25 protein-coding genes and 2 pseudogenes are annotated in these 17,275 nt (G+C 66.7%); 6 read left to right on the top strand and 21 right to left on the bottom strand.

Annotated elements, in window-relative coordinates:
• Positions 1-94: 94 nt before the first annotated feature.
• Together ACHMWU_RS29640 and ACHMWU_RS29635 are read left to right on the top strand one after the other, a co-directional pair.
• Positions 95-802: a CoA transferase subunit A gene (locus tag ACHMWU_RS29640; RefSeq protein WP_396049059.1), complete on the top strand. Its 708-nt coding sequence runs from the start codon at positions 95-97 to the stop codon at positions 800-802.
• Positions 799-1,425: a CoA transferase subunit B gene (locus ACHMWU_RS29635; protein ID WP_396049057.1), complete on the top strand. Its 627-nt coding sequence runs from the start codon at positions 799-801 to the stop codon at positions 1,423-1,425. The genes ACHMWU_RS29640 and ACHMWU_RS29635 overlap by 4 nt, the downstream gene beginning before the upstream one ends.
• A gap of 483 nt (positions 1,426-1,908) precedes the next feature.
• On the opposite strand, the gene ACHMWU_RS29630 is transcribed toward ACHMWU_RS29635, so the two are convergent.
• From ACHMWU_RS29630 to ACHMWU_RS29620, 3 genes are all read right to left on the bottom strand, one after another.
• Complete coding sequence (locus ACHMWU_RS29630) at positions 1,909-2,370, bottom strand: hypothetical protein (protein ID WP_396049055.1); 462 nt, start codon at positions 2,368-2,370, stop codon at positions 1,909-1,911.
• The gene (locus ACHMWU_RS29625; protein ID WP_396049054.1) at positions 2,328-3,002 is read right to left on the bottom strand and encodes a hypothetical protein; all 675 of its coding nucleotides are present in this window, start codon (positions 3,000-3,002) and stop codon (positions 2,328-2,330) included. The genes ACHMWU_RS29630 and ACHMWU_RS29625 overlap by 43 nt, the downstream gene beginning before the upstream one ends.
• A 111-nt stretch (positions 3,003-3,113) precedes the next feature.
• Positions 3,114-3,587, bottom strand: a complete 474-nt coding sequence (locus ACHMWU_RS29620) for a hypothetical protein (RefSeq protein ID WP_396049052.1) — start codon at positions 3,585-3,587, stop codon at positions 3,114-3,116.
• A 71-nt stretch (positions 3,588-3,658) separates the two neighbouring features.
• Here ACHMWU_RS29620 and ACHMWU_RS29615 point away from each other — a divergent pair, with 71 nt between their 5' ends.
• Positions 3,659-4,132, top strand: a complete 474-nt coding sequence (locus ACHMWU_RS29615; protein ID WP_396049051.1) for a PGPGW domain-containing protein — start codon at positions 3,659-3,661, stop codon at positions 4,130-4,132.
• A 299-nt stretch (positions 4,133-4,431) separates the two neighbouring features.
• Here the strand turns inward: ACHMWU_RS29615 and ACHMWU_RS29610 are convergent, their stop codons facing one another.
• From ACHMWU_RS29610 to ACHMWU_RS29560, 11 genes and pseudogenes are all read right to left on the bottom strand, one after another.
• Positions 4,432-5,121: an FIVAR domain-containing protein gene (locus ACHMWU_RS29610; protein WP_396049049.1), complete on the bottom strand. Its 690-nt coding sequence runs from the start codon at positions 5,119-5,121 to the stop codon at positions 4,432-4,434.
• A complete protein-coding gene (locus tag ACHMWU_RS29605; RefSeq protein WP_396049047.1) occupies positions 5,102-6,904 on the bottom strand; it encodes a hypothetical protein in 1,803 nt (600 codons plus the stop codon). Before ACHMWU_RS29605 ends, ACHMWU_RS29610 begins: the two co-directional genes overlap by 20 nt.
• Positions 6,905-6,920: 16 nt before the next feature.
• Positions 6,921-7,127 (bottom strand): hypothetical protein, encoded by a 207-nt coding sequence (locus tag ACHMWU_RS29600; RefSeq protein ID WP_396049045.1) that lies wholly within the window; start codon positions 7,125-7,127, stop codon positions 6,921-6,923.
• A 17-nt stretch (positions 7,128-7,144) separates the two neighbouring features.
• A complete protein-coding gene (locus ACHMWU_RS29595) occupies positions 7,145-7,825 on the bottom strand; it encodes an alpha-L-rhamnosidase C-terminal domain-containing protein (RefSeq protein ID WP_396049043.1) in 681 nt (226 codons plus the stop codon).
• A 129-nt stretch (positions 7,826-7,954) separates the two neighbouring features.
• The gene (locus tag ACHMWU_RS29590; protein WP_396049041.1) at positions 7,955-8,293 is read right to left on the bottom strand and encodes a hypothetical protein; all 339 of its coding nucleotides are present in this window, start codon (positions 8,291-8,293) and stop codon (positions 7,955-7,957) included.
• A 107-nt stretch (positions 8,294-8,400) separates the two neighbouring features.
• Positions 8,401-8,556 (bottom strand): annotated as a pseudogene (locus ACHMWU_RS29585) (hypothetical protein); the annotation flags it as partial.
• Positions 8,557-8,660: 104 nt separating this feature from the next.
• Complete coding sequence (locus tag ACHMWU_RS29580) at positions 8,661-9,026, bottom strand: hypothetical protein (RefSeq protein ID WP_396049040.1); 366 nt, start codon at positions 9,024-9,026, stop codon at positions 8,661-8,663.
• 90 nt (positions 9,027-9,116) lie between these two features.
• A complete protein-coding gene (locus tag ACHMWU_RS29575) occupies positions 9,117-9,293 on the bottom strand; it encodes a hypothetical protein (RefSeq protein ID WP_396049038.1) in 177 nt (58 codons plus the stop codon).
• Positions 9,294-9,311: 18 nt separating this feature from the next.
• Complete coding sequence (locus ACHMWU_RS29570; RefSeq protein WP_396049037.1) at positions 9,312-9,797, bottom strand: hypothetical protein; 486 nt, start codon at positions 9,795-9,797, stop codon at positions 9,312-9,314.
• Entirely contained in the window at positions 9,794-10,216 is a 423-nt protein-coding gene (locus ACHMWU_RS29565) for a hypothetical protein (RefSeq protein WP_396049035.1), read from the bottom strand. The genes ACHMWU_RS29570 and ACHMWU_RS29565 overlap by 4 nt, the downstream gene beginning before the upstream one ends.
• 178 nt (positions 10,217-10,394) lie before the next feature.
• Positions 10,395-10,718: a hypothetical protein gene (locus ACHMWU_RS29560; protein ID WP_396049034.1), complete on the bottom strand. Its 324-nt coding sequence runs from the start codon at positions 10,716-10,718 to the stop codon at positions 10,395-10,397.
• Here ACHMWU_RS29560 and ACHMWU_RS29555 point away from each other — a divergent pair.
• The 3 genes and pseudogenes from ACHMWU_RS29555 (at position 10,702) to ACHMWU_RS29545 (ending at position 12,704) form a co-directional block, all read left to right on the top strand.
• A complete protein-coding gene (locus ACHMWU_RS29555) occupies positions 10,702-10,992 on the top strand; it encodes a hypothetical protein (protein ID WP_396049032.1) in 291 nt (96 codons plus the stop codon). The two genes, ACHMWU_RS29560 and ACHMWU_RS29555, sit on opposite strands and share 17 nt — an antisense overlap.
• Before the next feature lie 190 nt (positions 10,993-11,182).
• A pseudogene (locus ACHMWU_RS29550) lies at positions 11,183-12,475 on the top strand (AMP-binding protein); the annotation flags it as partial.
• Positions 12,476-12,503: 28 nt separating this feature from the next.
• On the top strand, positions 12,504-12,704 hold the full coding sequence (locus ACHMWU_RS29545; RefSeq protein ID WP_396049030.1) for a hypothetical protein: 201 nt from the start codon (positions 12,504-12,506) through the stop codon (positions 12,702-12,704).
• Between the two features lie 107 nt (positions 12,705-12,811).
• Here ACHMWU_RS29545 and ACHMWU_RS29540 read toward each other — a convergent pair whose 3' ends face one another.
• The 7 genes from ACHMWU_RS29540 to ACHMWU_RS29510 form a co-directional block, all read right to left on the bottom strand.
• The gene (locus tag ACHMWU_RS29540) at positions 12,812-13,564 is read right to left on the bottom strand and encodes an ABC transporter substrate-binding protein (protein WP_396049286.1); all 753 of its coding nucleotides are present in this window, start codon (positions 13,562-13,564) and stop codon (positions 12,812-12,814) included.
• Entirely contained in the window at positions 13,528-14,115 is a 588-nt protein-coding gene (locus ACHMWU_RS29535; protein ID WP_396049028.1) for an ABC transporter substrate-binding protein, read from the bottom strand. Before ACHMWU_RS29535 ends, ACHMWU_RS29540 begins: the two co-directional genes overlap by 37 nt.
• A 93-nt stretch (positions 14,116-14,208) precedes the next feature.
• Entirely contained in the window at positions 14,209-14,400 is a 192-nt protein-coding gene (locus ACHMWU_RS29530) for a hypothetical protein (RefSeq protein ID WP_396049027.1), read from the bottom strand.
• Positions 14,397-15,260, bottom strand: a complete 864-nt coding sequence (locus tag ACHMWU_RS29525) for a branched-chain amino acid ABC transporter permease (RefSeq protein ID WP_396049025.1) — start codon at positions 15,258-15,260, stop codon at positions 14,397-14,399. Before ACHMWU_RS29525 ends, ACHMWU_RS29530 begins: the two co-directional genes overlap by 4 nt.
• Positions 15,257-16,156, bottom strand: coding sequence for a branched-chain amino acid ABC transporter permease (locus ACHMWU_RS29520; RefSeq protein WP_396049024.1), 900 nt, complete (start codon positions 16,154-16,156; stop codon positions 15,257-15,259). Before ACHMWU_RS29520 ends, ACHMWU_RS29525 begins: the two co-directional genes overlap by 4 nt.
• 10 nt (positions 16,157-16,166) lie before the next feature.
• The gene (locus tag ACHMWU_RS29515; protein WP_396049023.1) at positions 16,167-16,886 is read right to left on the bottom strand and encodes an ABC transporter ATP-binding protein; all 720 of its coding nucleotides are present in this window, start codon (positions 16,884-16,886) and stop codon (positions 16,167-16,169) included.
• Positions 16,883-17,221, bottom strand: a complete 339-nt coding sequence (locus ACHMWU_RS29510) for a hypothetical protein (protein WP_396049022.1) — start codon at positions 17,219-17,221, stop codon at positions 16,883-16,885. The genes ACHMWU_RS29515 and ACHMWU_RS29510 overlap by 4 nt, the downstream gene beginning before the upstream one ends.
• Between the last annotated feature and the right edge of the window lie 54 nt (positions 17,222-17,275).

The following is a 17,275-nucleotide window of genomic DNA, read 5'->3' as shown; positions in this document are numbered from 1 at the left end:
CGCTCACCGGACACCTGAGGTCGCGCCGTTCATCAAGGGAACAGATTCTCGCCACCATTGGCCCGTCATTCATCGGCATGGCAACGTTCGGTGAATGAACGAAGCGAACTCCGCAGCCGAGGCTCTCGCGGGCCACCTGCATGACGGGATGACCCTCGCCGTCGGTGGTTTCGGCCTGTGCGGCATCCCCTCCGACCTCATCGAAGCCGTCCGCGACTCGGGCGTCACCAACCTGACCGTCGTGTCCAACAACATGGGCGTCGACGGCAAGGGCCTGGGACTGCTGCTGGAGAACCAGCAGGTCGCCAAGGTCATTGCGTCGTACGTCGGCGAGAACAAGCTGTTCGCCCGTCAGTACCTCGACGGCGTGCTCGACGTCGAGTTCAACCCGCAAGGCACCCTGGCCGAACGCATGCGCGCCGGCGGCGCTGGCATCCCGGCGTTCTACACCCGCACCGGGGTCGGCACACAGATCGCCGAGGGCAAGCCGACCGCCGAGTTCGACGGCATCACCTACGTGCAGGAACGCGGCATCGTCGCCGACCTGGCGCTCGTGCACGCCCACACCGGCGACCGGCACGGCAACCTGCGCTACCGGCTCGCAGCCCGCAACTTCAACCCGGCCGCCGCGACGTGCGGCAAGGTCACGATCGCCGAGGTCGAGCACCTCGTCGACGCCGTCGACCCCGAGCTCGTGCACACCCCCGGCGTCTACGTGACGTCCGTCGTCCAGGCGACCGACCGGGTCAAGGACATCGAGCAGCGCACGACCCGCCCCCATCCGACAGGAGCACAGTCATGACGTGGACCCGCGACGAGATGGCCGCGATCGCCGCCCGCGAGCTGGCCGACGGCGACTACGTCAACCTCGGCATCGGCATCCCGACCCTGGTGGCCAACCACATCCCCGACGGGGTGACCGTGACCCTGCAGTCCGAGAACGGCATCCTCGGCATGGGCCCCTTCCCCTACGAGGGCGAAGAAGACCCCGACCTCATCAACGCCGGCAAGCAGACCGTCACGGTCAACGCCGGTGCCGCGTTCTTCGACTCGACCGAGTCGTTCGCGATGATCCGCGGCGGCAAGGTCGACATCGCGATCCTCGGTGCGATGCAGGTGGCGGCAAACGGAGACCTGGCCAACTGGGCCGTCCCCGGCGCGCTGGTCAAGGGCATGGGCGGCGCAATGGATCTCGTCGCCGGCACCAAGCGCATCGTGGTCATCACCGACCACGTCGCCAAGGACGGCAGCCCCAAGATCGTCGCCGAGTGCACCCTGCCCCTGACCGGTCTGCGGGTCGTCGACCGCATCATCACCGATCGCGCCGTCATCGACGTGACCGACGACGGTCTGGTGCTTCGCGACCTCGCCCCCGGCGAGACCCGCGAAGGCGTTGCGGCGATCACCGGCGCCCCGCTGGGCTGAGGCCCTCCGGGCAGGAAACGCCGAGTTTTCAGGAACGAAACCTCACATCCGTCCCTCTGGTTACACTGGAAAACGACCATCAGCCAGCCGGGGCAGATGCGTACCTCGGACGGGGGCACCATGGCGAGAACAGCCAAGGCTGATCCCAATCTGCTGAGACGCGGCCCCGACGACGCCCACCTGCGGCCGTCCGACGAGCAGCCGCACAGCACCAGTCCGAGCTGCAGCGTGCGAGCGAGCAGATCGAGCAGTTCGGCTTTCCGTCGGTCACCGCGTACCGCACTGCGGCCCGCAAGGCGGGAGTCGACCTCGACGCCGCTCCCACCTCTACGATCGATCTCGATGCCCGACGTGCGCGCAGCGCCGCCGCCGTCGCCCAGGCGCGGGTGCGAGAAGACATCCTCGGGCACCAGGTCGAGAAGAACCTTCGTCATCTGGCCGACGCCTGCACTCCATCGAGCACACGGGCGACTTGGACGACAGCTAGTCCAAGGTCTCGCTCGCCAGCAAGAAGCCGATCCGCAGCGCCTCGGCGCACAGCAGATCCGACTCTCCGTGCTGCTTCAGCAGCTCAATCGGCTCGGCGAGCTTGCCCAGGACATCGCGAAGATAGCTCGCCGGCCGTCCCGACGACAGCCGGGACAAGATCCGGGTCACCTCGTCCTGAGAGCGGGCCTCGCTCATCCGCGCAGATTCGTAGATCCGCATCCGGTAGAGGCGCTCCTGCTCCTCAAGCTTCTCTGGTCGAGTAGCCGAGACCGGCCAGGTCGACAGCCCTCGACAGCTCTGCCAGCAGCAGCTGGCGCTCACCGGGAACAACGCCAGGTACTCGTTCAAGGTGGCATGCACATCAGAGCCATGACCTCGGGCCAGGAGGGCGAGACTCAGCAACGTCCCGTTCATCATCCAGAGCTTGCGCTGCTTGACCGGACTGATGTCAGCCACCCGATCGAGGTGCATCGAGTCGAGACAGGCCACCACCCCGTCGAGCTTCTTCTTGGAGCGCTCCCCGCTCGTGAGCCGTACGCCCACTCGTAGCCGGGCTCGCACGAAACGTGCACCAGACCGGAGCGCGACACCGGCTCGAAGCAGATCCGATCGACCATCGAGTCGAGGTAGCCGAAGCCGGGACCAGCCAACGAGACCTTGAGAGCCGCCAGGGGCGACGCGACCTCGTTCTCGCAGGGCGCCAGCAGAAGCACCCCGGGATTGCCGTCTCGTCGCCGCTCCTCCCGCGCTCGCTCGATGATCGGCACGGCGTCTGACTGGCCAGCGCGAGCAGTCGTGCAGAACAGGATGTTCTTGCGGGTACGGAGCAGCCTGTCGAGGGCAGTCCGCCCCTGCGTGGTGTCGTTGCGAATCACCTTGGCGAGCCTCACGACCCGCGGATCAGCGTCGCCGACGGTGTACCGGTGCCGGGTCTGCAACGACTCCACCCGATCGGCCTTCGCCTTGTTGGTCGTGCTGTGGCGCACCACTGCGACGACCTCGTGGCCCGCTTCGTAGGCGAGTGCGCCGACCAGGCCGAAACCCAACGCTCCCGCACCCCAGATGACAACGGTGAAGTCCTCGGACATCGCACCTCCCCATCCTGTGGCGGACCGATCTACGCCGAAGGGACGGATCCCATGGAGGAAGTGCGCAGGGTGAAAAGAATGTCACGGCTGTAACTTCCTCCGGAAGTGCGATCAATGTGACCTGCGACACGTGAATCGTCTTTGCTGCCGGGGTAAGCTACTGGTGACAAGCACCTGAACGTGGCACGGGCCGCCGCTCTTGGGCGCGGGGACGTTCTTGATCGTGAACTCGACCGAGCCGTCCGGCGCCACGCTCGGCACCTGCTTGGTCCGAGCCCGCTCCTCGCCACCCGTGGCCTGGCCGATGTAGATCGTCACCTGGTAGGTGACCTTGGCCTTGCCAGAGTTGGACAGGACGCCCGAGGCGTTCCACCTGCCCTCGGCGTCCTGCTCGCACCGGAACTCTGACAGCGCTTCAGGGGCAGGCGTGCCCTTGGGCGTCGCGGTCGTCGGCTCGGTCGTCGGGGTCGCATCCGTGGCCGACGACGTCGCTGCCGTGGTCGCCGACGGGGTCGCGGCGGGCTCGCTGCTGCCGCCGCCGCAGCCCGCGAGCACCAACAACAGGGCAACTGCCACGACACGCATGCCCCCTATCCCATCACGCCCGCCCGTCGAGGCCACGGAGGCTCGCAACCTCGCCCTGTACCGTCTTTTCCATGAAGTCCAAGAAGATGATGCGCCGTCTCGCGATCGAGATCGCCGGATGGACGCTCGTCGTCGTCGGACTCGCCGCCCTCGTGCTGCCCGGTCCCGGCCTGCTGGCCCTGTTCGCCGGGCTCGCGGTCTTGTCGCAGCAGTACGAGTGGGCCGAACGCCGCCTTCGCCCCGTCGAGGTCATGGCCCTGAAGTCCGCCGCCGAAGGCGTGCAGACCTGGCCCCGCATCATCGCCAGCTGCACCGCCGCGATCGCGATCGGTGTCGTCGGCGTCATCTGGGGGATCGGCCTCGACGTCCCGGGCTGGTGGCCGATCGCCGACAAGTGGTGGCTGCCCGGAGGCTGGGCAACGGCCGGCACCCTGATCGCATCGTCGCTGATGGCACTGGGCTTCATCGTCTACAGCTACAAGCGGTTCCATGGCGTCGACGATCCGGAGGCGGCGGCCGAGCGGGCCGCACGCGGCGAGCGCTAGACCGACGCCTCCACACGACTGGCGGGGCCTCCCTACTTCACCGAGACGGTGTAGGTCGTCGACCGCCCACCGGCTCGCACGGTGATCTTGACCGTGCCCTTCTTCTTGGCGACGATCCCGGCCGGCCACGTCGACGGTCGCGACGCTGGGCGAGGACGACCGGTAGGTCACCTTGACGCCCGTTGTCTTCGACGAGACGTACTTGCCCGTGACGTAGACCGTCTGCCCTGCCTTGATCGACCGTGGCACGGAGGCCGTGACCTTGGTGACCTTCGACTTCGGCTTCGCCTTGACGACCGTCACCTTGATGCTGGTCGACAGCTTCTTGCCAGACGTGCCGGGGCGGGTCGACGTGACGGTGATCTCCACCGTGCCCGTCTTCTTCGCCTTGACGACGCCAGTCGAGGGCCCACGGTCGCGACGCCCCGGTTGGACGACTTCCATGACGTCGCGCCGGAGAATGCCGAGCGGCCGTCCGAGTAGTAGACGCCGTCTTCCAACCGGACCGACCGGCCCTTGACCAGCCGCAGCTGGGACTGGTTCAGCTTGACCTTCGACACGACCGGTACGACGGGCTTGGCCGGCACCAGAGCAAACCATGCCGTGTACAGGTCGATCGTCGCCTGGTCGATCTGCGACTGCGTCGCCGAAGCGTTCTTCAGCACCTTCGTCGCGTCGGTGACCTCGGTCTGCAGCCTCGCCCACGAGTCCTTGGTGTACTTGCCACCGGAGTTGGACAGCTTGGCCGTCGTGGCCAACAGGTCCTGGAGCACCGCCGTGTTGAGCGGGGCAGGCGTCAGCTCCAGCCCGGTCACCGCCGACGTCAGCTCCTGGGCCGCCTCGTCGATCTGCGCCTGGGCCGCGCCCTGGTCGTCCAGGACAACCTTGGCCTCGGCCAGCGCGCTCTGCAGCGCAGCCCACGAGTCGGCGGTGAACCTGTCATCAGAGTTCGACAGCGTGCTCGCCTCGTCATAGACGTGCTGCAGCACGGCCTTGTCGACCGTCGCAGGCTTGACCGTCAGTCCGTTCAGGGCTGACTGCAGCTCCGCCGTCGCAGCCTCGCTGGGCCTGGGTCTGGTCGGCCAGATCGACCGTCTTCGCCTCAGCCAGCGCGGTACGCAGTGCGTCCGCCGAGGCGTCGGTGAAGCCGTCCAGCTTGCCGGACAGCGCTTCGGCCGCAGCGATCAACGTGTTGAACGCCGCCGGATCGCCCCTCTTCTCCAGAGCTTCCACGGCGTCGTTGACCGACTCCACAGCGGCATCCACCGTGGCCTGCGAGAAGCCCTCGTTGTCGAAGGCCTCCTGCGCGTCGTCGACGACGGCCTGCATCGCACTCCACGTCGAGGTCGTGTAGTCGCCTGCGTCCAGGGCCGACGACTCCAGGAGCGCGAGCCCCAGCGCCGTCTTGTCGACCGCCACGACGACGTAGCTGAGCGTCGCGCTGGCCTGGTTGCCGGCGTTGTCGACCACGGTCTGCGTGATGGTGTGCGCGCCGACCGACTTCGAGTAGCCCTTCTGGACACATGACGCCACACCTGAGGTGGCATCCGTCGCCTCGCAGGCCGGCTCGGCCGGAACCTCGCCGTCACGGATCACACCTGTCGGCCACGTGCCGAACTCCGGCACCGGCTTGGTGCTGTCGACCTTGACCGTCAGCGTCTGCTCACCCGTGGTGTTGGACGATGCGTCCGTCGCCGAGTACCTCAGGACGTGCGTGCCGTCCGAATCGACCGGCACCGGCCCCGCGTAGGGGGCACTCGTCGCATCATCCAGCGCGACGGTGACCGACGGCGACGGATCGGCGTTGTCGACGGCCTTGACGACCAGCGTCGTCGCCTCGGTGATCCACCCATTGTTCCCGTAGACCGTGGAGTCCGCAGGAGCAGCCGACACCGTCGGTGCGATGTCATCGGTCGCCGGGTCGGTCGCCTCGGAGACCCACAGGTCAGTCAGCGACGGGTCATAGGTGGCATCATCTCCACCGTCATAGCGGAACTTGACCGTCACCTTGCCGTCGTTGTCGGCGTCCAGAGCTGCTGGATCGTCGACCCGCACCTGGTAGTTCGACAACGTGTCGCCCACGACACCCTCGTTGGGCATCAGGTACTTGACCTGACGGACGACGACGTCGTCGACCAGGATCTTGTACTGCTTGGGCCGGGACTGGACGACCGGGAGCGTGACCGGTGCCGAGGTGTCCGCGGTCTCCCGCAGGCTCAGCACGAACGGCTCGCCCGATGTCACGGCGACATCGGCACTGAACCAGCTGCCATCGCGCGCCCAGGTGAACCGCCTGGTCAGGCCGCCTTCGGTGTTGGTGCCGCCGACCGGGGTCGTCGACCGGTAGTTCCACTTCAGGTTGTGGGCGAGCTCGGTCGGACCCGGCTTGACGTTCCCCGCAGAGTTGCCGGTCGAGCCCGTGCCTCCATCGCCGAAGTCGACGAAGTCGGTGGCGTCCGCAACGGCGTTCGCGCCAGTGGTCTTCCAGCTCTGCCCCTGGGGGCCGTACCACTTGATCCGAGTGCCGCTCGTCGCGGTCGCCAGCACCGATCCGCGGTCGACGAACTTGACCGAGACCGACTGCATGATCGGCATCCAGTACTTGCCGCCGCCATGAACCGTGACCGGCACGTCGAGCGATCCGCCCGCCGGGACCGTCACGAGCTTCGACGGGGCCCCCGCCTCTAGGACTCCGTCAACCGACTGCGCCACGACCTGGCCGGTCACCGCCGTCGGTCCGTTGTTGCGGACCTTCGCGGTCGCCGTCCACACACCCGTCCTCGGATAGTCACCTGTACGCGCGCCGACTGCGACCGAATCGATCGCGACATCGGCCGCGACCCGCAGATATCCCGCGACCGGCACCGAGAAGCTTCCGCTGCTGGTCGCCGTACGACACCGTCACCTCGGTCTCGGCGTCGAACGACGAGCCGTTGCGCATGCCCTGCGGCACGTCGATCGTGAACGGCAGCTCGGCCGAGTCGCCCACTGCCACCGGACCACCTGTCAGCGTCATCGCACCCGTGAGCCCCGGAACCTTGACGTCCGCGGTGATCGAGTCGATCGCCGAGACGCCGGTGTTCTTGACCTTGACGCTGCCCTTGACGCTCTCGCCGGGGCTGACCTGTCCGACCTTCGGCACGGTGACATCTGCCGGTGGCGCTGCCACGACGAACGAGTACTTGCCCGCTTGACCCGGACGACGGTCTCACCGGCCGCGTCATCGACCGTCACGCCCAGCACGCCGGGCGATGACTCGGTCAATGGGGCACCTGACTCCTTGACGTCTTCCAGCACGACGGTCGGCAGGTGCACCTGCGCCACGGTTCCCGCTGGCGCGGTCACGTCCAGCTTGTAGACGTTCGCGTCCTTGGCGTCGATGTCGACATCGATCTTGCCGTTGGCGCTGTTGACCTTGGCCGCGATGCTCTTCATCGAGCCGAGCTGCGGCCTGACCGCGAACTCCGCGAAGCCCGGCTTGACCTGCTGGATGCCCGCGGCGTAGCGGCTCATCATGGTCAACGGGCCACCCGTCCAGGCGTGGTTGAAGGTTCCGGCAGCATCCTGCTCGGGCCCGGCGAAGAACTCCCACAGCGTCGAGTGATCGGGGTCGTTCACCATCGGCGCATAGCGGTCCTTGATGCGCGCCATCGCCTCGTCGGGGTAGCCCATCAGGTAGAGCGCCTCGAGCACCGTACTTGTCCATGTACGGGCTCGACTTCTTCACGGTGACCAGCACGTCGCGGATCTGCTGCGTAGTGGGCCGGATCGGCCAGACCCGCGTACACCGCCAAGGCGTTCGCACGGTCGTCGGCCTTGCCGTCACCCGTGGACTCGTAGTAGCCCTTGCCATCGACCAGAAGCTCTCGATGTTGTCTTGATCGAGTCGACGCGGTCCTGCATCCAGACGACCTGGGGATCGTCCTCGGACGTGCCGAGGGCCTTGGCCGACTTGATCGTCGATCTCAGCGCGATGTAATACCAGAGCGTGTCGATCAGACGCCCGTCCTCGTTGGCGCCCCAGTCGTGCCAGTGCCAGGTTCCCCCGTGGTCGTGCGCGAGGAGACCGTCGGCCGCCATGTTGTACGTGCGCAGGTACGCCACCGATGGGAGGTAGGTCTGGTCCAGCGCCGTCTTGTCGCCGGAGTACTCGTAGAACATCCAGAAGCTGCACGACCCCGGCCAGCGACTGAGCCGGCAGCGGAGAACGACGCCGCGGGCGCCTGCGTCGGGATGAGGTCACCGTTGCGGAAGCCCATCAGGTTGTCGATTCCCTTGCGCGCCAGATCGGTCGCCGACGGATCGAGCGCGTAGAACGCCTCCTCGAACTCGTTGACAGCATCGCCCCACCACTGCGAACGCTCCCGGTCGGGGCAGTCCATGTAGGAGTCGCGCATCGTCACGTAGAGCGTGTCGCGCGCCATCGTCCACAGCTTGTTCATGTACTCGTCGTCGGAGCTGAACGCAGCCGTCGAACTCGGTCGCATAACCCGAGAGGCGGTAGCCGAACTTCTCGACCTCGACCCCTTCAGGTGCCGTCACGAAGAGCTCGTCGCCGTTCATCCACACGAGGACTCGTACATCCTGGGCACCGGCCTTGGTGACGTACTGGGCCTGGACGGCCTGTTCGACCCCCGAGCCCTTCACGGTGGCGTGATCGGTTTTGAGCCCGACGGTCTTGCCGGCCTCGGTGCTCGCGCCGAGCTTGACGTACGGCGTAAGCGTGGTTGACGGGCATCCGCACCTCGTACTGCGTGACGCCGCCGGACGTGGTCGCCTTCACCTTGGGATCGGTGACCGCGAAGGTCGTGAACTCCTCGTCGTACTTGAGCGAACGGGATCGGCCAATCGACCAGCAGGTTCCACGGCGACTGCCCTGGTTGCCGGACGTCACTGCGGCTGGCCAGGCCGATCGACGAAGTCGGCGTTCTTCCAGTCCGCCCAGCCGGCGACCTCGTCGCGTGCGTCGTACTTGATGTTCGGCTCAGCCAACCGGTAGTTGGTGTCGACCGACATCGAGCCGTAGGAATGGAGACTTCAGCGCCTTCCACGAGTCGTTCGAGCGCAGGTCGATGTCATCGGCCTCGAAGAACAACCCGGCCTTGCCGGAGTACGGCCCCGCGTACCCGCCTCGTCCGTAGGAGACCGCAAGCACCGCCACGGTGTGTCTCGCCATCCTTCAGATACGGCCGCAGGTCGACATTGTACGACGTACGAGTCGGTGCCGGTTGGGTCCCCGCTTGACGCTGCCCTCGAAGACCACCGGCTTCTGGTTGACGTACAGCCAGTACTTGGTCTCGGCGGAGATGCGCGCGTTGACCTTCGCCGGGAGCGCAGCGACGTCGTCGATCGTGAATGTCTTGCGGAAGGCAGTCCAGTTGTTGACCGAGGAAGCGTTGGCGCTCCAGATCCAGTACGCATCGTCGGGCGAGTCCGGGACCGTGCAGGTCTTGGTGACCTCCAGGCCGGGGTAACCAGCTTGCCGTGGCGCCGCCTGCGCCGATAGTCCGGTCCTCGAAGTCGTCGGCGTAGGGTACTTGCCGGTCTCGAGGCTGACGGACGACCAGGTTGTCGAGGGTTCCGGTCTCGTCGCCGGAGACCCGGATGCCGATGGTTCCTGCGGCCGGGAGCCAGGGGCGCGAGTACTGGGCAACGTTGACGTCATCGATCTTGACCGTGACCTGCTGGCCACTGACCTCGATCTTGAAGTGGAACGGGCACGCCGGGGGTCAGAGTTCCGGCCGGCAGCGGGATCGTGCCGTCGGCCGCCCAGCCTCCGTTGTTGAGCCGAAGCGGACCGAGCGAGTTCTGGCCGCTCGAGAAGCTGGAGCGAGGGGCCGTTGTTGCGCTCTGCCGGAACGACACGGCGAGGGTGTTCGGCGTGGTCGCGTCGCCCTCGAGCGAGTAGTTGGTCCACTCCGAGGCCTTGGCGGGCGCGAGGTAGCCCGATGAGTACGAGTCCGCACCGGTCGATCCACTCGCCGGCAGGTTGAGCAGCACGACCTTGCCGGTGCCGCTGCTCAGCGCGGCTCCGCACACGCGCGGCGGTGCGGCGCTCGCCGGTGCGGCGATGCTGACGCTCACGAGGGTTCCCAGGCTGAGCGCCAGGAAGATCAGCGCGACGACGCCCTGCCCTGGCAGTTCCGGCGACGCGGCGAAGCTCGACAGGCATTGACTCTCCTCGACTCATCTGAACAGAGCCGCGTTCCAGATGCGTCTTCCTCGGGCAGTCGAGTTAAAACGTTTTAATCGGCGCGGCAATTCAAGTTAGCAACTTCACACCGACCGTGCAATGGGTTGATTTCACCCGCACGTTGCTGATAAGCGGTCTGCTCCGGTCACGCCGCTGAGAGGGTGCTAGCGCAAGCTCCACGAAGAGCGCATCGCCCTCGGCGCACAAGGTCTCGCCCGCCCACATCTCGGCGCGAACGAAGTGCTTGCGACCGTCCCTGCCCTCACGCCACGACGTCACCTGAACCGGCACGTCGATCGGGACGGGCGACCGGAAGTCGACCTTGAGATAGGCCGTGCGGGCCAGCTTCTGATCCGTGATCGTGGCCTGCATCCCCATGATCTCGTCGAGCACCGTCATGATCATGCCGCCGTGGGCTGCTCCCCCGCCGCCCATGAAGTACGAGCCGAACGTCAGGGTCGCCCTGATCCGATCAGGATTGGACGCATCGACGTGGACCGGCGGCAGTGCCGCGTGCCCACGGGAGGGCAGCGTCGGAATCCGTCCGGAGAGCCGTCGTGCCTCGGGCTGCGCCAGCGGAGTCAGCGCGTCGGTCCAGCGTTCGAGGTCGGTGGTCAGCGCATCGAGCGTCGCGGCATCGGGCGCTGCTTCGACGAAGGCGTCATGAAATGCCTGCAGCGCAGTGAGGGCCGCGCCAAACGACTGCGCCTGCTCGGGAGTTGCGTCGGTGTTGTTGAACAGGGTCCAGCCATGTCGATCAGGCTAGTGCGCAACGCCACAGCAACCCCGATCCGGGTAACAATGGGAGAGATCAGTGCCCACCTCTGGAGGTTGCCTTGTTCTACCCCCTCACTGTCATGGACTTCCTCGATCGTGCCGTCACGGTCTATCCCGACCGGATCGCAGTCGTCGACGAGCCGAAGCAGCCGGCCGAGTCGTGGGGTGAGATCACCTACGCCGAGCTCGGGCGCAGAGCCCGCGCCCAGGCCGCCGGCCTCGACGAGCTGGGCGTACCGGTCGGTGGACGCGTTGCGATCGTGTCGCAGAACTCGGCACGTCTGCTGACGTCCTTCTTCGGTGTCTCAGGGTGGGGACGGGTCCTGGTGCCGGTCAACTTCAGGCTGGCGGTCGCCGAGATCCGGTACATCGTCGAGCACTCGGGCGCCGAGGTGCTGATCGTCGATCCTGAGCTGCGGCACCTCGTTGACGAGGTCGAGTGCCAGCGGTCGTTCGTGCTAGGCGAGGACGACGACAAGATCTGGGGCTCGACGGCGCAACCGCAGCCGTGGGAACCGGACGAGGGGGCGACCGCGACGATCAACTACACGTCCGGCACGACCGCACGACCCAAGGGCGTTCAGCTGACCCACCGCAACAACTGGCTCAACGCGACCGTCTTCGCGCTTCACGCGTCGGTGTCCGACCGCGACGTCCACCTGCACACGCTGCCGATGTTCCACGCCAATGGCTGGGGATGGCCGTTCATCATCACGGGGGTCGGTGGCAAGCACGTCGTGATCCGGCAGATCGACGGTGCCGAGATCTTGCGGCGCATCGACGAGCACGGCGTGACCGTGATGTGCGCGGCCCCGGCCGTCGTGACCTCGATCCTCGACGCCGCGAAGGCCTGGGACGGTCCGATCCCCGGCCGCGACCGGGTGCGCATCATCGTGGCCGGCGCCCCGCCGCCGACTCGCACGATCGAGCGGATCCGCGACGAGCTGGGCTGGGAGTTCATCCAGATCTACGGGCTGACCGAGACGTCGCCCTTGCTGACGATGAGCCGGATGCGCGCGGAGTGGGACGATCTGACCCCACACCAGCAGGCCGTCAACCTCAACCGTGCGGGTGCCCCGGCGATCGGGGTGCGCATCATGGTCGACGACCAGGGCGAGGTGCTCGCGCAGAGCAATCACTCGCTGGAGTCGTACTGGCAGAACCCTGAGGCGACCGCCGACGCGCAGGCCGGAGGCTGGTTCCACACCGGCGACGGCGGAACGTTCGAGGACGGCTATGTCACGATCGCCGACCGCAAGAAGGACGTCATCATCACCGGCGGCGAGAACGTCTCCTCGATCGAGGTCGAGGATGCGTTGATGTCGCATCCGTCGGTCAAGGAGGTCGCGGTCATCGGCATCCCCGACGAGAAGTGGGGCGAAGCTGATCACGGCGCTGGTCGTGCTCGACGCCGACGAGGAGGCAGTCGATCAGGCGGCCCTCGTGGCGCACTGCCGAACCCACCTGGCGGGCTACAAGTGCCCGAAGAGGATCGAGTTCCGCGAAGGCTGGCGCGCACCGCGACCGGCAAGCTGCAGAAGTTCAAGCTCCGCCAAGAGTTCTGGCAAGGCCACGACCGCCAAGTCAACTAAAAACCGCTGAGGAGGTAGTTACCGCCCTTCGGGGAGGCACTTACCGCCCTGGCCACAGGGCGACAAGTACCTCCTCACGGGGCAGTAAGTACCTCCTCAGCGGGGTGATGAGGGGTGTTACGGGCGGATGCTGATGACGTCGCCAGCGGAGACGAACGCCTTGTCAGCGGCAACCCACTTGATCGGACGGAAGCCGTCGATACCGGTCAGCAGGTCAGGCGTGCTGAACCACTTGATGCCGTTGATCAGCATCGGCGAGGCGTAGTCCTGGTCGCGGGCAGCTTCCATGACGCTCAGACGGGTCAGACCGTCCTCGGACGCCGCAGCCTGCTTCAGCGTGTTGATGATCAGGTCGGCCTGCGTCCAGCCCGACACGGCGACCGCGTTGGCCTGCACCTCGGCGGGCACCTTGTTGGCCGTCATCTGCGCGACGTACTCCTTGACGCCGGCGTCGTCCTTGTTCTCCGGCGAGTTGGGATCCTTGCCGAACGCACCCAGCTCGACGCCGTCGGCTGCCTTGCCGGCCGCGATGTACTCGACCGCGTTGACGCAGTTGGACGGCTTCAGCACGAGCTCGGGCTCGTACCCGACGCGGCCGCGGGCCGTGTCGAACGCACCACAGGTGCCGGTGACGCCACCGTGGTAGACGGCTTCGACGCCTTCAGACTTCAGCGTCGTCGCAGCGGCAACCGGGTCAGCATCGGAGACGACCTTGGTGATCTCCAGTCCGGCCTCCTTGGCAGCTTCCTGGAACGCCTCGCTCTGCACCTTGCCCGAAGCGGTCTGGTTCTCCGCGACGCCGACCTTGACGCCGTCGGGGAAGCGGGTCTCGATCAGGTTGACCAAGAACTTGGCCTCGTTCGAGGCCAGCGGCAGGATCGTCGTGGTCCACGGGAACTGCTCGACGTCGACGAAGTCAGCGGTCGACGACTCGGGTAGAGCATCGGCACGCAAGCTGCGTTCTGGTCGTCGACCATGGCGGCCAGCGGGCCGGTGCCGAACGTGGCAAGAGCATCGACCTTGAGGCTCTCGATGGGCTCGGTGCCGTTGGCCTTGGCCTTGTCGGGCTGGAATGCGTCATCCTTGTAGGTGACCTTGATCTTGACGCCGTCGACGCCGCCCTTGGCGTTCTCCGCCGCGATGCGGGCGTCGTAGCCGGCCGTGGCCAGCTCGACCGCACCGGCGACCGGGCCCGACAGCGGTGCGCTGTAGCCGATGTCGAACGTTCCCTCGATCGGCGCGGTCACCGACTCGGGATCGTTGCAGTCATCGAGGTTGATGCTGAACTTGGACGGGTCCGAGGACGTCTCGGCCGAGTCGGTCGAGTCACTGCCGCCGCCGCACGCGCTCAGCGTGAGAGCCGCAGCCACGGCGAACGGGACAGCGAGGCGGCGTGCCCCGGTGACGTGGGTGATTTTCATGGTGAGCCTTTCTAAGTACTTGGTGATGAGTGCGGGTCGAGCTGGACGTCTAGTTCTTGCGGGCCCCTTCCGGCTTCTTCGGAATGGCAGGTGTCAGCACGAACACCTTGCGCACTGCCTTGGTGATTCCCCCGACGATCCGGCCGGCGCCACGAAGATCACGAAGATCAGGACGACGGCGAACAGCACGGCCGACGACTGCCCCTGGCCGATGTCGGCGGTGTAGTAGGGCACGTACACGACGGCCAGCGCGCCGAGCAGCGGGCCGAAGGCGAGTGGCCTCACCGCCGATGACGAGCCCGATCAGCAGGGTGATGCCAGCCAGAAGCGTGAACGATCCTTCGGCGAACAGGCTGCCGATGTACATCGCGAACAGGCTGCCGCCGACGCCGGTGATGGCACCGGAGACGCCGAACGCCGTGGTCTTCATGACGGCGATGTTGATGCCGGGACGACGACGCTGCGATCTCGTTCTCGCGGACCGCGATCATGGCCTTGCCGTAGCGGCTGCGCACGATGTTGTGGATGATCAGCATCGTCACGAGCAGGGTCACGACGCACAGCCAGTACAGCCACTGGGTCCGCTCACCGAGCGTGAAGCCCGACCACTCCGGCGGGCGCAGCTGCTGACGACGGATCGTCATGCCTTCCGCGCCGCCGGTCAGCTCGTCGAAGTGGGCGATGATCTCGGGGAAGGCCACGCCGAAGGCCAGCGTCACCATCGCGAGGTACAGGCCGCGGATCCGCAGGGCCGGCAGGCCGACGAGCAGTCCGACGACGAAGCACAGCAGAAGTGCTGCCGGGATCGTCGCGAGCGGATCCCACTCGTACTTCACGACCAGCACGCCCGTCGTGTAGGCGCCGAGGCCGAAGAAGGCCGAGTGGCCGACCGACAGCAGGCCGATGTAGCCGGTGGCGACGTTGAGCCCGGCGATCGCGATCGCGAAGATCGCGACGCGGGTCAGCCGGCCCTGGTTGAACGGGTCGAGCCCGCTGCCCCACAGGATGATCAGGACGGCGATGACTGCACCGCCCAGCAGCATGAGGCTGTGCGCCCGGCTGCCGCGCCGGATGGTCCGCGGCCCCTTGCCGGCTGGCTCCTCAACCTTTGGCTGAGTCTTCTCGTTCAAGGTCTCGGTGCTCACACTCGCTCCAATCGGCGCGTTCCAAACAGTCCGGTAGGTCTGACAGTCAGCACGGCGACGATCAGGATCAGGGCGAAGGTCAAGGAGAACGAGCCGCCGATGAACGTCGCGTAGCCGTTGATCATCGCCAGGCCGATGCCCATGATCAGGCCGCCGACGACAGCGCCCTTGATGCTGTCGAGACCGCCCAGGAGGGCTGCCGCGGAGGCGAAGATCAGGATGTGGAACATCGATGACAGGTTGAGCTGTCCGGGCGGGATCGTCGGCACCAGCATCACGCCGGCGAGCGATCCGATCGCGGCCGAGAGGCCCCAGCTGATCGTCAGGATGCGGCCGACCTTGATGCCGCACAAGGAGGCGGACTGGGGGTTGGTCGCGACGGCGCGCATCTCCAGGCCCAGGCTCGTCTTCTTGAACAGCAGCGTCAGGCCGACGACGACACCGATCGTGAACAGCCACACGAACAGCGAGTCGTAGTGCAGACGCGCCCCGAACACCAAGATGTAGGAGTCCTCACCGGACGGGAACATCGTCGGGAAGACCTTCTCGTCCGAGCCCCAGATCCAGCCGTCGAGTCCGTTGAGGCCTGTGAACAGGCCTAGCGCAACGATCAGGATCGCGGTCTCGTCCCGCTTGCGCACGGGGCGGATCAGGAAGCGTTCGGCGAGCGCGCCCATGATGAATCCGAGGGCGATGACGGGCAGGAGCACGAGCCAGATGTTCAGGCCGCGTTCGGTCAGCCACCAGGCGACGTAGGTCGTGAAGAGGGCGAACTCTCCTTGGGCGAAGTTGATCGTGGTCGAGCTGCGGAAGACCACCACCAGCGCGAGTGCGATCAGCACGTAGATCGACCCCGACGTCATGCCGGCGAAGAGTCGAGACAGGAATATGTCCATCGAATGAGTCCTAATAGCCTAGGTACGCTTGGCGGATGTTGTTGTTGTCGCGGAACGACGCGGCCGTTCCGGACGAGGCGACTGCTCCGACTTCCAGCAGGTAGACGCGTGAGGCGATGTCGAGCGCGAGCTCGGCGTTCTGCTCGACCAGCAGCAGAGCGGTGCCCGACTCGGCGCTGACCCGACCGAGCGTCTCGAAAGGCTCTTGGATGATCAGCGGCGCGAGGCCGAGGCTGATCTCGTCACACAGCAGCAGCCGCGGACGGCTCATGAGCGCCCGGGCGATGGCCAGCATCTGCTGCTCGCCGCCCGAGAGCGTGCCGGCGACCTGGTCCTTGCGCTCGGCCAGGCGCGGGAAGATCGTGAACCAGCGGTCGATCTCTTCCTCGACTTCCTTCTTGGTCGCCAGGTTCGTGCCGCCGACGCGAAGGTTGTCCTTGACGTCGAGCGCGGTCAGCGTGCCGCGTCCTTGCGGGACGAGGCTGATGCCGTGCTTGAGCATCTCGTCGGGGCGCGGGTTGCCGGCCGGCTTGCCGTCGACCAGGATGTCGCCGGTGTGCGGGATGAGGCCCGAGATCGCGGCCATGAGCGTCGACTTGCCGGCACCGTTGGCACCGAGCACGACGACGACCTCGCCGGTGCCGACCTCGAGGTCGATCTCGTGCAGGACGTTGATCTGGCCGTAGCCGGCCCGCAGTCCGCGGACCTCCAGCAGTGGTGTCGAAGTCATGCGCTCTTCCCCAGGTAGGCCTCGGCGACCGCGGGGTCACGCTGGACCTCGGCGGGCGATCCGTCGGCGATGGTGCGACCGAAGTCCATGGCCACGATGTGGTCCGAGATGCCCATCACGAGCCCCATGTGGTGCTCGACGAGCAGCGCGCTGAAGCCGAAGTCCTTCTTCAGGTCGAGGATGGGCTCGCCGAGCTCGTTGACCTCGGAGTGGGTCAGGCCGCCGGCAGGCTCGTCGAGCAGCAGCAGCGAGGGGCGGCTGATGAGAGCGCGCGCGCAGCTCGACCCGCTTGAGCGTGCCGAACGGCAGACCGGCTGCCGGGTGGAAGGCGACATCGGTCAGCCTCGAGGCGTTCGAGCAGCTCCCCAGGCTTCGCCTTCGATGCGGCG

Source organism: Aeromicrobium sp. UC242_57 (assembly GCF_044452305.1).
Taxonomy (GTDB): domain Bacteria; phylum Actinomycetota; class Actinomycetes; order Propionibacteriales; family Nocardioidaceae; genus Aeromicrobium.
Note: the sequence above shows the minus strand (reverse complement) of the source record. Positions and strands in the feature narration are given on the sequence as shown.

Excerpts from the sequence above, each read along its gene's own strand:
- ACHMWU_RS29640 (WP_396049059.1), top strand. The coding sequence starts at position 95 with ATGAACGAAGCGAACTCCGCAGCCGAGGCTCTCGCGGGCCACCTGCAT.
- ACHMWU_RS29635 (WP_396049057.1), top strand. The coding sequence starts at position 799 with ATGACGTGGACCCGCGACGAGATGGCCGCGATCGCCGCCCGCGAGCTG.
- ACHMWU_RS29625 (WP_396049054.1), bottom strand. The coding sequence starts at position 3,002 with ATGTCCGAGGACTTCACCGTTGTCATCTGGGGTGCGGGAGCGTTGGGT.
- ACHMWU_RS29620 (WP_396049052.1), bottom strand. The coding sequence starts at position 3,587 with ATGCGTGTCGTGGCAGTTGCCCTGTTGTTGGTGCTCGCGGGCTGCGGC.
- ACHMWU_RS29615 (WP_396049051.1), top strand. The coding sequence starts at position 3,659 with ATGAAGTCCAAGAAGATGATGCGCCGTCTCGCGATCGAGATCGCCGGA.
- ACHMWU_RS29590 (WP_396049041.1), bottom strand. The coding sequence starts at position 8,293 with ATGTTCTACGAGTACTCCGGCGACAAGACGGCGCTGGACCAGACCTAC.
- ACHMWU_RS29570 (WP_396049037.1), bottom strand. The coding sequence starts at position 9,797 with ATGACGTCAACGTTGCCCAGTACTCGCGCCCCTGGCTCCCGGCCGCAG.
- ACHMWU_RS29555 (WP_396049032.1), top strand. The coding sequence starts at position 10,702 with ATGATCTCGTCGAGCACCGTCATGATCATGCCGCCGTGGGCTGCTCCC.
- ACHMWU_RS29535 (WP_396049028.1), bottom strand. The coding sequence starts at position 14,115 with ATGAAAATCACCCACGTCACCGGGGCACGCCGCCTCGCTGTCCCGTTC.
- ACHMWU_RS29520 (WP_396049024.1), bottom strand. The coding sequence starts at position 16,156 with ATGGACATATTCCTGTCTCGACTCTTCGCCGGCATGACGTCGGGGTCG.
- ACHMWU_RS29515 (WP_396049023.1), bottom strand. The coding sequence starts at position 16,886 with ATGACTTCGACACCACTGCTGGAGGTCCGCGGACTGCGGGCCGGCTAC.
- ACHMWU_RS29510 (WP_396049022.1), bottom strand. The coding sequence starts at position 17,221 with ATGTCGCCTTCCACCCGGCAGCCGGTCTGCCGTTCGGCACGCTCAAGC.